Genomic DNA, 13,162 nt, shown 5'->3' on the forward strand with positions numbered 1-13,162 from the left:
GAACTTTCGGAGAAAATGAACCATGAGGCACAATTAAGTTCATTCGTTCCACGCTATGATTTAAGGAAACCACGTGTGTCAACGAATGTACTGGGGCCTTTTGATGAACCCACCGCATCATCCACGAAACATGAAAACGCAACAGAAGACTAGCCCTTGATCTTGATCAATCATATCCCCTCATGGTCATTCAGGGAAGAATGAGAGTGATGAAGCCATCCGAATTTCGAACCTTTCCAATGTCATTCTGGCTTCCACGGATTCTGTGGAGCATCGTGGCGTGCGGAGTGCTTGCTGTGGGAATGCTGCTCTTCACTCTTACCGTCTTGTCGGATACCAAGTGGGTCAAAGAATCCTTGATTTCCATGTTGGAAGGTACGGTCGGAGGACCCATTCAGATTGAAACCTTAAACCTGAATCTGTTTCCCTACCCGGCCATCCACTTGGTGGGCTTATCCTTCGAAACCCATGACCCTGGCTTTGTGGCCATTCATGCCAACCAGGTAGAAGTCGACATCGGATGGGGATCGCTCTGGAACAAAAAAATATTCATTAATCGTGCCGTGATCGATCAGCCGGAATTGACGATTGAAGTTCCTCTGGTCACGAAGGAAAAAGAGCCGGTCACCCGACAGTTTCCCACTATTCAGGAATTTGCCATTCGTAACGGAATTCTCCATCTGATCCATACTTCACCGCTGCCAGGGCAGAAAACGGTACTCGACTGGGAATCAATTCAACTCTCGGTCATGGAGGTGGAGTCAGAAGGATCGGCACTCATTCATCTCTCAGCTCAGATTCCGGAACCTCAGCCTTCCTCGGCCCTCACCCTCGATGGGACGATGACGCTTCTCGAAAAAGATGATTCCTCACCCCGCCTAGAGGACCGATCGGGTTTTCCCGCTGTGGAAGTCCAAGGGCAGCTTGACGTTTCTCAATTTCATCTTGGCCGACTGGTTCAATTTCTGAGAGGACATACCTTGGAGAAACCGAAGCCGACGCGAGCGAACTTGCAAGGAAACGTCTCCTATATTTTCCAGCAAGAAAATGACCTCTACAGCTTTCGGAATTTTCAGGTCTCCTTGGATGAATGGTCGTTTTCCGGTCAGGGCAGCATCGCGAATGTGCTCCATGAGTCCCCATGGTTGAACATCTCAGGATCAACTCAACCCATTGCCATAGAACGACTCCAGGAACTCTTACCGGACGACTGGATACCGCCACAACTTCAAACTTTTCTCCAAGATCATCAAGTCACCGGAACGATGGAACTTCAGAGGGGATCTTTAAATGGGCCATTGGATGGGGATGAGTCCTGGGAAGCGGAAGGAACCGTTGCGTTGGAAGGAGGTCAATACCTTCCCGCCCCGGGCCAACCCCTTATTACCAATGTCGGAGCGACGATCACCTTTGCTCCCTCTATGGTTCAGATTTCTCAGGTCCGCGGAACCATTACTCCGTTAACCATGACAGCCCCGGAAGCCAAACTTTCCCGTGAAAAGGAGATCGTCCGACTTTCGATTCCAACATTTCGGATTTCCGAGGGGGACTGGAACCTCAAAGGGACAGTTGCGTTCACCAACACTCAAAATGCTCCCCCAACCCTGACAGTCTCGGGATCGGCCTTGCCGATCTCCATCCAACGTCTTGCCACCATCCTACCCGAACCATGGCGCCCTGTTTCGGTTCACACCGCGCTGAAGGAACGAGACATTGATGGTGAGATGGAACTCCTCACCGGCTCAGTAAGGTGGATAGGGGATGAAGCCAACACCATGATGGCGGAAGGAGTGATCCGTGTGGCAAACGGGCACGTCCTGGTCGATCCCCATCATCCCCCTATAACGGAAATCTTTGGAGCGGTGGTCTTTGATGACAATCTTGTCCGGGTATTGAATGCAAAGGCCTCAGTGGAATCATCCAAGCTGCTTGTGAAAGAAGCGACCTTGGAATGGAAGGACCCGGACATCCTCATAGACCTGCAAGGGAAAGGACTCTTGTCCGCTCACGATGTGTATCAGGCCCTTCTTCGCGACCCTCGAAGTCACTCTCTTGCGCAACCATTGTCCCTCTATCATGACGTTCAAGGAAACATGCACCTCTCCACACGGGTAACCGGCCCTCTGACTCACCCATCTCAATTGCATATTCTTCATGGAGACCTCATGCTTGACGGCCTGCACCTTTCCACCTCCAAGGATAGGCTTCCTCTCAATCAGGTTACCGGCCATCTGTCGTTTGATGAGAAACAGATTCAGATTCACCGGTTTAATGGAATCCTTGGGGAAAGCCCGGTAGACATCAAGGGCCAATGGTCATTTCGCCAAGACTCAAAAGCTTCAAACCTCACCCTCACAGGGAGGTGGTCTTCTATTGACCTTCAGACCCTCTTTCCTTCAGTCGTCCAAACCTTTTCCACATTTGAAGGTCTTATCGGAACCACCTTTACCTTGTCGGGCTCGAACCTTCGCCCTGAGTATCATGCAGAGTTGGATTTCACCAATATTGCTCTTACGACCAAAGGTCTGTTTCACAAACCATCTGGAGTTCCTGCAGTTGTTCAAGCCAAAGGAATCATTAAAGAGGATAAGGCAATCAGGATGGTAAAGGGCACATTATCCATTCCTCCCTATACCCTCGAAGCACAAGGCCAATTATCGTGGTCTGCTCGACCCTATGTTCGTGGGTTCCTTCAAACCGAAAGTGGAACGGGAGCCATGTTTCCGCCAGGCGTCGTCATCGGTGAAAAAAATCTGGGTCTCTCCAGTTTAGGCATCACATGGGGTCTTGAAGGAAAGAATTGGGATTGGACGACTTGGTCTATGAAAGGAAAGATCGAAGGGACCAACCGAAATTCTGAATCGACAACATCCAACACAAATAAAAAAGTTAAATCGGCCTCCTTCCAATGGGCGCAAAAGAATCAAAGAGGGAAGGGTGAGCTCACACTCAAAGACATTCCCATCGAAAGCCTCTTGGGACCTCAGTCCGATACTCCATCTCCCTTGACAGGAACGGCGTCTTTGGTAACCTCGCTACACATGAGTCTTGGAAACCCGGAGCTGATTCAGCGCTCGCTGACGGGGAAAGGACATGCGCAACTCCGGCAGGGACTGATACAGACCGGTCCGGTCCTGTCAAAAATTCTGGGCATTTTGAATGTGCCCGGTTTATTAATGGGAAAAGTCAACCTGCTGGAAGAGGGACTCCCGTACGATCAAATAGAAGGATCGTTTGCCATAGAGAATGGGCTACTGAGTTCCCAAGATTTGGCACTGAAAAGTCCGGTCATCAAGTTAACCGCCGCAGGCACCTATGACCTTCCCACCGAAAAGCTCAATGGCATGGTAGCCGTCAGCCCGTTTGGGGCCTATTCGGGTTTACTCAAGGACATCCCTCTGTTTGGCTCTTTAATGAAGGGTGACCGAAAGGGCCTTATGACCGCGTTATTTGAAGTCAAAGGACCCCGAACCGAACCGGACATTACTTACTTACCGTTGGAATCCTTTGCCGGAGGGCTGAAAGGGTTAGCGCAATTTGCGGTCGATGTCCTCAAAAATGTCGTCACGCTTCCTATTCCGGATACCGAAAGCCAAAATGCAGAACGCACTTCCAGGTAACACATCGGCAGAGAAGCCCATAAACCAGTTTTAGGGATAAATTTCAGTAGGAGAAACAGCAATTACTAAGGGAGAAGGACAAGTTGAATAAGAAACATCATCGTCTATCTTTTAGGTTTTCATCCATTTTCTGGATCCTGCCTGTTCTTTTGACCGGCTGTTTTTCCCCGAAAGCTCTGGAACATGTGGTCATTGCGTATGACCATTCGGTCACCAGATCCCTGGTCGAACAATTGCTCCTCAATATTGCCAGATCCCATCATCATCAACCGGTGCATTTCACAGCCATTTCCAGCATTGCCGCCACCTTCAATTATCAATTTTCGGCCGGGGCTACCCCGCCGCTAGGGGGGTTAGATGGCGGATTTGCTTTGGCGCCCGTCTTTGGGGGCAGCATCGCTGAAAACCCCACGTTTACCATTAGTCCCATTGAAGGAGAAGATTTTACCCAGCGTCTCCTAACCCCTCTCCGGGAAGGAAAATTGACCCTCCTGCTGAGACAAGGGGTCGACATTGATTTACTCCTCCGGCTCATGGCAGGAGAAATCCGTACCACCACCAATAATCAGGAAACCGCCTACTATAATCGACCGTCTGATAAGACCGGATATCCCAAATTTCGACAAATCGTCCTTCATCTTTCCCGGTTACAGGACAACAATCAGCTGTATATAGAACCCTTGGTATATGATCGGGAATGGATCCTGCCTTTATCCTCGTTTTCTGCTGGAGACTTTCAAGTCCTGGAAAATAACTATCGCGTCATTATGGATGCGGATAAGCAGATTTTTACCATTCAAAAACGATCGATCGGGCATACCGTGATTACGAACTACGACCCCACCACCATCTCAAATAGAGAGCGGTTGGCTCTGCAGGCCAAGGCGGATCGTTGGCCGCCGAACGATATCCTGGTCGATATCCGACCCGACAACCCGGGAGGCGAATACCCGATACAAGGGGCCTTTCGGCTCCGGAGTTTCCACGGCATTCTCAATTTTCTGGGCCGATCCATCGCGAATGAGCCGGAGTATCATGTGGATCCGGATCCAGGAACCGGAATCGTCTCAGAAAACCCGGTCCGGGTCTTGGACATTATCGAATCCACTATTGAACGCCCTAATACCAAACTTTCCGTCACCCATGAGGGACATTATTATTCCATCGCCGACGAGGAGAAGCGATCATGGAATCAGGAGGCATTTCGCCTGCTGTACCAACTATTTCAAATGACCGTCACCGACGCCCCACGCGGGAATGTCCCCAGTATCACCATTGCTAAATGAAAATTATTCGCATAAACGATCCATTTCACTTGCGGGGGTGAACCCCTTCTACCTCCCGGAGAAAACAATGCGGGGGTAGACTTATGGGTTTCATATTTTAAATCTCCGCCTTCAGGGTCCCCCCTATTCTGTTCCAAGGTGTCCCAAGAAGTGTGAGGGTGAGTTAACCACTCATCGTCACGCTTGACCCCACTAACCGGGGAGGTGACAGTTTGTCCCTTTCCGGAACAGCCTTTCCCTGGAGTTCCTTCCTGCTCCAACCTGAACCCATTCATCTCAACTGTAATCGGCTTAAACCTGTTGTTTACTATAATGGTTTCCGAAAGCCCACTCTTTGCCAATAAAACTAATTCATGGAATACCTCTTGCAGAGTTATATTTATGAAGACCACGTAAAGATCTTCTCTACAGGGAGCTATTCCTATTTCAAAGGAAGGGATAGGGGATGGGGAAATGTTAGGCGTATCTTCGGCAAAATTTCCCGACATCGGTAAAATTATCATCTTGCTCTCAGGGGTTCCAGGGCGATATGGGACACCCCTTTTTCCCTGGGATCTCTTCTCCCACCACCGGTTCCCAGGATTCACAATGCGGAAGGAAAGGTTGCCATTGGGTAGCTTTTATTCTCTCCTCTCCTCCACCTCGTGGTGATCCAGGCGTCCCCGGATCAATTCCTGCCACCAACATGACATTCCTCATACGTTTCATCCACTGCCTGTTTCTTACGGTAGTCATGGTTGGGGTTCAATTCGAAACGGCATGGGCGCAACCGGATTCAGCCAAAGCTTCAAAGCGGGCACTAGGCACAGTTCCCACCACGGTGACCTTGAGCTTGGACGATTCCTTATCCTTGTTCTTGGAAAAAAATCTTGATCTATTAATGACGAAATATGGGATCGATAATGCCAAGGGAATCGCCATCACAGCGAAACTTTTTCCCAACCCGACTTTTTTACTGTATGGAGGAGCCGCATTTACCGGTAAGCAAACCTTTGAAGGCACTCGCTATATCACTCCACAGCTCGAACAGATGTTTTTACTTGCCGGGAAACGGGGCTATCGGATGGAAAGCGCGGGCTATGGCATCCAGGCTTCCGAGGCGACATTCACGGATGCCATTCGTCAACTGACGCTCACCCTGAAAGACACCTATTACCAGGTCCAATTGGCATCCCGGCGGCTTGATCTCGCGAAGGATAATCAGGAGCGGTTTCATCGGATCTTAACCATTGGGGAGTTACGCTTTAAAAAAGGCTTCATTGCCGAAGTAGATCTCATTCGTCTTCGCCTCCAGGCAGTAGACTTCGGAGCACAGGTCATCAAATTTACGCAAGAAGTCCAAACCGCACTCGCCGACCTCCGACTACTCTTGGCCTTCCCGCCCACAATGGATCTGGTGTTAACCTCCGACCTTATTTATAAACGGGTAACACCTGATATGGAAAGACTTCGGACGGAGGCGTTGAACAAACGTCCGGACCTTCAAGCCAGACGGTTCGTCCTTTCCCAGCAACAAACCAATTTAAAATTAGCCAAATCACTCAGGATTCCCGATCCCATTGTCGGAGGCGCATTCACCATGCAGGGGCCGCAAGGCGGGAGCAACCAACAATTATATAGCCTCAACCTGGAAGTGCCGCTCCCGGTCTTTGACCGCAATCAGGGAGGCATTGCTCAGGCCGAAATCGCCATTCAAGTCGCGCAAGTCGATCTTCACAAGACGACCTTGGAAGTACAAAATGAGATTGAAGTGAATTACCGGAATTTAATCCAATCTCAACGTCTGGTGGAGGCCTATCAAGCAGGTGTGCTGGACGATGCCAAAACCACATTCTCGATTCTCGAAAAAGCCTATCAAAAGGGGGGAGTCACGCTGATAGATTTACTCGATGCCGCCCGCACCTCACAAACCATCCTGCAAAACTATTTGGAAGCCCTCTTTGATTACCAACGCAACCTCTTCCTTTTGGAACGAGCCGCCGGCCAGGATATTTTATGACATCCGCACCTCGTTTATACCCGTGCGTTCTTTTTATGATGATTCTCAGCGGGTTCGCCTGCAGCCAGGAAAGCCCATCAGAAATCTCCGCGACAACGGACCTGGCCCCTGCGACAAGCGACAAGGCCCACCACTCCCTCACAACAGCGGAAACACAAATTGTCACAGCCATAGTGACCGTTGGGCCCTCCCACCCCGTCTTGTCCTTAGCAGGAAAAGTGTCCTATGGGGAGGATCGGTATTCAAAAGTCTCTTCAGCCCTGGTCGGTCGGGTACAAAAAATACATGGCCAATTGGGGGATTTCGTGAAAGCGGGAGATCTCCTGGTCACCATTGAAAGTCCAGAGATTGCTTCGGCGTATTCGGAATTCATCAAAGAACATTCTGACTTATCTTACGCCCAACGGGCTTACAGTCTGGCCAAAGACCTGTATGAAATCAAAGCGCTCCCTCAAAAAGATTTAAAGCAGGCCGAAAACGATTTCGTGAAAGCCAAGGCGGAATTCCGGAGAGCCCGGGAAAAGCTCCTGGCCCTTCAAGTTTCCAAGGAGGAACTCGATAAACCCATAGCCGACCAAACGATTACGTCAACCTATCAAATCCGAAGTCCCCTTTCCGGCACCATCGTGGATCGGGCCGTGACCCCGGGACAATCGGTCAACGGGGATCCCAATCAAGTGCTCTTTACGGTAGCGGACTTAAGCACCGTGCAAGTCATTGCGGACGTCTACGAACGAGATCTGGGACTTGTGCAAGTCAAACAACACGCGACGGTAATCGTCGAAGCCTATCCCGAAACCGCATTTCCAGCCACCATCTCAGCCATCGGGGATGTCGTGGATCAAACAACCCGGACCATTAAACTCCGGGCGGTCGTGGACAATAGCGGTCGAAAACTCAAGCCGGGGATGTTTGCCCGTTTGAATGTCAAACTGAGCGAGAGCCTTCCTTATCCTCTTATTCCTCAAGAAGCCGTGCTGGAAATTGACGGCAAGATGTATGTCTATGTCGCGGATAGCGAAAATCATTACATGAAACGTCCGGTCAAAACCGGACTCCCCTTCTCCGGCCACATGCCCGTCCTCCACGGTCTCGAGGCAGGCGAAACGATCGTCGTAAAAGGGGCCGTACTCCTCAAAGGCCAGGACATGAATGTCGAGGACGAGGGATTGTCCCCGGAACACCTTGCCACCACTTCTCCCCGGAAATCATGATCGGCAGACTTGTCGAGCTGTCACTCGTCCAACGTGCTCTGGTCTGCACATTCGGGATCTTCCTGCTCTTTGGAGGCCTCTATGCCTTTCATATCCTTGACGTGGTCGCCTACCCTGATCCCTCACCGCCCTTTGTCGAAGTCATTTCTCAAAAATCGGGATGGTCCGCCGAAGAAATGGAACGAATCATCACCATTCCCATTGAAACCGCTCTCCAGGGCATTCCCGGCCTTACCAATGTCCGTTCCTTGTCTCTTTTTGGATTAAGTGAACTCAAGGTCTATTTTGAATTTGGCACCAATTGGTATACCGTCCGGCAGGAAGTGCTGAATCGGCTCCACACCGTGGATCTGCCCGATGGCGTCAAACCGGAACTCTCTCCCTGGTGGGCTATCGCAGAAATTTATCGATACGAATTAGTGGGAGACGGCTATTCTCTCACCGACCTCAAAACCATCCAGGACTGGCAGGTCCGGCGTGAATTTAAACAGGTACCGGGCATCATTGATGTGACGGCGTTTGGAGGGACCACAAAAGAATATCACGTGGACCTGGATCCCGGCGCCCTGCTCACCTATGGAGTCACGCTTGCTCAGATCAAAGCAGCCCTCGCCAATAGCAATGCCAATGTCGGTGGCAGTTATTTGGCCTTAGGATCCCAAAGTTACAATGTCAGGGGAGTGGGATTTATCAATAGTTTAGATGACGTGGCCAAGGTCGTCGTGGCGGTGAAGGACGGCACTCCCATCTTTATTGAAAATCTCGGAAAAGTGTCCATTGGCAATGCGATCCGTTTGGGACAAGTCGGCATTAACGAGGTGGAAGACACACTGGAAGGGGTGATTCTCCTGCAACGGGACACCCAGGCTCTGCCCACCCTGGCACGCGTCAATCAAAAGGTACAGGACTTAAACCAAAAAAAGCTTCCCGCAGGGGTCCACATTAAAACCATTTATGACCGGACCACCATGATCAACACCGTCATTGAGACGGTCGTACACATATTAATCAACGGCATGATATTGGTGCTCATCGTTCTCCTGTTTTTCCTGGGACACTTCCGGACAGCCCTGATCGTCGCCTGCACCATTCCACTTGCTCTGCTATTCACCTTTTCCGCCATGGTCATCATGGGACAATCCGCGAATCTCATTTCTCTGGGCGCGATTGATTTTGGGATTATCGTGGATGCCCCCCTGGTCATGGTCGAAAGCATTTTCTTTTATCTATGCCACCATGCCAAACCCGGGGTCACACCTCCTCAGCTCATTGCGAGGGCCGCCCGGCATGTAGGACGACCGATCTTATTTTCGACGGTGATTATCGTGGTGGCGTTCATTCCCCTTTTCACCATGACAGGGGTCCCCGGGAAAATTTTCGCGCCCATGTCCATCACCTATGGCCTGGCCCTGGCTGGCTCCCTGCTGCTGGCCTGTACTCTTGCCCCGGCCATGTGTTCCTTCCTGCTCAATGGACCGATGCGGGAACAGGAACCCAAACTGGTTTCGATGCTCAGGCAAACCTATCTAAGGGCTCTTCGCTGGGGACTTCATCACCAGAAACAGGTGCTAAGCGCGGTGGGAATGCTATTGGCCGTGACCGTATTAGCACTCAACTTCATGGGTGGAGAGTTCATGCCGGCGTTAGAGGAAGGGAACCTCTGGGTGCGGATTCGCATGCCGATCGATATCCGGTTTGAAGATGCCGCAGCCTTGGCCAGCCGCATGCGGAAAATGTTTATGGAATCCCCCGAAGTGGCCACTGCAGTCTCCCAGCTCGGACGCCCTGATGATGGAACAGACCCCGAAAGTTTTTTTAATGTGGAATATTACGTCAATCTCAAACCCCGGGCTGAATGGCGCCCGGGCCTGACTAAAGAAGGTCTGATCGAAGAAATTGAGAAACGTCTTGAAACGATCCCCGGCCTCAAGGTCAACTTTTCCCAACTCATCCAAGACAGTGTGGAAGAAGCCATGTCGGGCGTGAAGAGCGAAAATTCCATTAAGCTCTACGGGCACAACCTCACAGAACTTCAATCCCTTGCGGAAAAAGTAGAGGGTGAACTCAAAAACATCCGCGGAGTGAAAGAACTCAGCATCAACCGGACCATGGGACAACCCAACCTCCTGATTCAAGTTGACCGGCAAGCTTGCGCCCGTTACGGCATACAAGTCGGCGATGTGAATGCGATGGTTCAGGCCGCCATCGGTGGGGAAGCCGTCACGGAAGTGATCGAAGGGGACCGGCGATTTGAATTAGTGGTTCGGTTCCTTCCCCAATATCGACAAGACGAAACCACGATTGGGCAAATCCAGGTCAGTTCTCCCGAAGGAGTCGGCATTCCCCTAAAACAATTAGCCACGATCGTCCGGCAAACCGGGGCCTTTATGATTTATCGAGAAAATCACGAGCGATATATCCCTATTATGTTCAGCATCCGTGACCGGGATCTGGTAAGTACGATTCAAGAAGCCCAACGACACCTCGAAGACCGGATCACACTCCCGGAAGGGTATCATCTCGAATGGGCGGGGCAATATGATCAATTGGTCAAAGAACAACAACGCCTGATGATTGTCGTGCCCCTGACCATGATCCTGATTCTCTTTTTGCTGTATCTCACGTTTGGCTCATTCCGGTACGCCTTCATCGTGCTCGCCACAGTTCCCTTTGCCATGATTGGAGGGGTACTCTCTCTGGTCCTGACCCATACCCCCTTTAGCATTTCCGCTGCCGTAGGATTTATTTCCACATTGGGGATCGCCATTCTTGGAGGCGTCTTAATCGTCTCAAGTATCCGGGAGTTGGAACAAAACGGCATTCCTCTCAAGGAGGCCATCCTTTCAGGAGCGGAGTTGCAGATGCGACCGGTGTTAATGGCCACTCTGGGTGCCGCACTTGGACTAGTTCCCGCCGCGCTCGCAAGTGGTATCGGTTCCGAGGCTCAAAAGCCCTTGGCCCGCGTGGTTGTGGGCGGCATGTTGACCGCCACCTTTCTCATTTTATTCGTAGTTCCCATCCTGTACCAAATAACCAGTCAGTACTCTAAGAAACGGTCCCGACCTCAGGCCGATTCCGAAAAACAGGAACTCATCAATCAGAACGCTACTCCTAGCAGTGAGGATCGATAACGGTTCGCCCAGCCTGCGTTCCACCCCTACCCGATTTGCCGAATTTTCCGAAAAAATTTGAGCTCCCTTTTTCTCGGGGGATTCTATGAGAAATTTTCTGGGAACTAGCGGTTAATCTTTACCCTTCAAAAAATTTTTCCGTGACCACCTTAGGGAATCTAATAGAATTGAAGAGCTTAGGGAGAAGGGGGAACTCCGAACAATTATCCGATAGAATGTTGAGGTCGGCGGAATTGGACTCCACGCTTCTCGGTCGTGGAGCCCGGAAATCCCGCCAGCGTCAATTCAGCAATTACGGCTATTCCAGATTAAAGCAACTTTCTACAGCCGTCTGATTATAATTGGCCTCTCTGGCCAGCACTTCATACTTGAACTCTTCGCCCTGCGCTAGAAACTCCGCGGGAATTGTCACTTCTGTTACCCCAGGGGGGAGGATAAGGCTCGTCTTAGAGGTGAATTCCTCTCCCATCACGTCCACGTCTACTTCTAGGACGACCTCATAGTTGTGAATGACGACAGCCACGGGAGGCTGGACGCCGGCCCCGCCTCCATTGGGGTCTGGGTGTGATGTCATCACGGCATCCCAAGAGATGGTGACCGGGGCGCTGGTCACCGTCACATCGTACCCCGGATCCTCCTCGTCACATTGCTGGGCCATCGGCAACCCATTCACATATGGTTGAGGTGGAGCCGGCATCACATGGGAGAGCTGAACTTCACTCTCCAGTTCATTCCCGTCAAGCGCTTCTCCCTCTATCTCATACGTTCCCGCAGGAAACCGGTGAAAAAACCGTTGCGGCGAAAGCTCCTCAAACGTGGGTTCGGCACTTTCAAAGAAAAACTCTGTCAATCCCTGGCGACCTAGGCGCCCGCTGACTCTGACGTTTAGCATTTTTCGTTCATTCGGGTCTTCGATTTCGAGCTTTTTCCAGGCGTCGCCGTCGATAAGCGCATGAATACCCAAATCTCCGTCGGTGTTATTAAGTTCGAAGAAGATGTGCGCTTCCGAAAAGGGAATCTCATCCTCATGGTCTCGCTTGTCGCCTTTAGCCCATACCCCTTGGACCGTGCTTGTCAAAACGAATCCAAGAATAGCTACCGAGAAAACCGCATATTGTGGAATTCCTCTTTTCATGGTTTTTTCTCCTTGTGAAACTTGTGGTGTTTAAAATTCTTTAACCAGCGGCCTAACAGGGCCTCTAATAGCGCATGTCTTACAGGAGCCAAGACTTTTCATTCATGGCACTGTTCGCTGAACCGCACTGAGCAGGTGAGCTTTTTCCCAACATGCCTCCTTTCTTGGTCATAATTAATTGTGCCCATCCGGTAACAAGCTCATGCACCATGCATCCCGTTCTACTCAGGAACTTACAAGGAGAAGCTCGCGAGAACATGGCCGCAGAATTACCAACTGGTAAGGAAGGAGAAGGAAAAGAAGTTAGGGTGTGGAGATGCGATAGGAAAGAGACGAGGGAAGGTCTTGTGCCTTGGATGACTTACTCATCCTGATAAATTTCCAACCATGCACCCGTGTTACTGAATGAGCAACACTGCACCGCAAGTTCGCCCCCTCTCGTGAAAGGCTGGTGCCACAATGGTTCATTATTATTCTGAAAGAATTCATGTTCCTTAATTGAGCCGGCTGAATTTTAAGATGGGAATGTAACTGAATACGGATCATGAGGCACACAACCAGCCAGCGGGAAGCAGGGATCCCACAGGAGTAGAGGATCCCCGCTAGAGGGTCAAGATTTTCACATGACCCTCGTTCCCCCCCTTGAGTCCCCCGCTGGATGAGGCTCCCATTGTTTTGCCAATGGAGCCACAGAACCACAGGAGTATCGACTCAAAAGGCACGGTCTTTTCAAAACCCAGCACCTCTCAATGGGTGCGAAATTCACGCTTTGCCCCC

6 protein-coding genes are annotated in these 13,162 nt (G+C 50.8%); 5 read left to right on the top strand and 1 reads right to left on the bottom strand.

What is annotated here, in order from left to right:
- Nucleotides 1–209: 209 nt before the first annotated feature.
- The 5 genes from LX98_RS16905 (at nucleotide 210) to LX98_RS16925 (ending at nucleotide 11,250) form a co-directional block, all read left to right on the top strand.
- Nucleotides 210–3,620: a hypothetical protein gene (locus LX98_RS16905; protein WP_496429980.1), complete on the top strand. Its 3,411-nt coding sequence runs from the start codon at nucleotides 210–212 to the stop codon at nucleotides 3,618–3,620.
- A gap of 83 nt (nucleotides 3,621–3,703) precedes the next feature.
- Nucleotides 3,704–4,906 (top strand): hypothetical protein, encoded by a 1,203-nt coding sequence (locus LX98_RS16910; RefSeq protein WP_496429981.1) that lies wholly within the window; start codon nucleotides 3,704–3,706, stop codon nucleotides 4,904–4,906.
- Nucleotides 4,907–5,591: 685 nt separating this feature from the next.
- Nucleotides 5,592–6,905 carry a TolC family protein gene (locus LX98_RS16915; RefSeq protein WP_496429982.1) on the top strand — a complete coding sequence of 438 codons (1,314 nt, stop codon included), beginning with the start codon at nucleotides 5,592–5,594 and terminating at the stop codon, nucleotides 6,903–6,905.
- Nucleotides 6,902–8,119, top strand: a complete 1,218-nt coding sequence (locus LX98_RS16920; RefSeq protein ID WP_496429983.1) for an efflux RND transporter periplasmic adaptor subunit — start codon at nucleotides 6,902–6,904, stop codon at nucleotides 8,117–8,119. The genes LX98_RS16915 and LX98_RS16920 overlap by 4 nt, the downstream gene beginning before the upstream one ends.
- Nucleotides 8,116–11,250, top strand: a complete 3,135-nt coding sequence (locus LX98_RS16925) for a CusA/CzcA family heavy metal efflux RND transporter (RefSeq protein ID WP_496429984.1) — start codon at nucleotides 8,116–8,118, stop codon at nucleotides 11,248–11,250. Before LX98_RS16920 ends, LX98_RS16925 begins: the two co-directional genes overlap by 4 nt.
- Nucleotides 11,251–11,548: 298 nt before the next feature.
- On the opposite strand, the gene LX98_RS16930 is transcribed toward LX98_RS16925, so the two are convergent.
- Nucleotides 11,549–12,385, bottom strand: coding sequence for a hypothetical protein (locus LX98_RS16930; protein WP_312646172.1), 837 nt, complete (start codon nucleotides 12,383–12,385; stop codon nucleotides 11,549–11,551).
- Between the last annotated feature and the right edge of the window lie 777 nt (nucleotides 12,386–13,162).

Source organism: Nitrospira marina (genome assembly GCF_059568365.1).

Coding starts and splice junctions, on each gene's coding strand:
- LX98_RS16905 (WP_496429980.1), top strand. CDS start 210: ATGAAGCCATCCGAATTTCGAACCTTTCCAATGTCATTCTGGCTTCCA.
- LX98_RS16915 (WP_496429982.1), top strand. CDS start 5,592: ATGACATTCCTCATACGTTTCATCCACTGCCTGTTTCTTACGGTAGTC.
- LX98_RS16920 (WP_496429983.1), top strand. CDS start 6,902: ATGACATCCGCACCTCGTTTATACCCGTGCGTTCTTTTTATGATGATT.
- LX98_RS16925 (WP_496429984.1), top strand. CDS start 8,116: ATGATCGGCAGACTTGTCGAGCTGTCACTCGTCCAACGTGCTCTGGTC.
- LX98_RS16930 (WP_312646172.1), bottom strand. CDS start 12,385: ATGAAAAGAGGAATTCCACAATATGCGGTTTTCTCGGTAGCTATTCTT.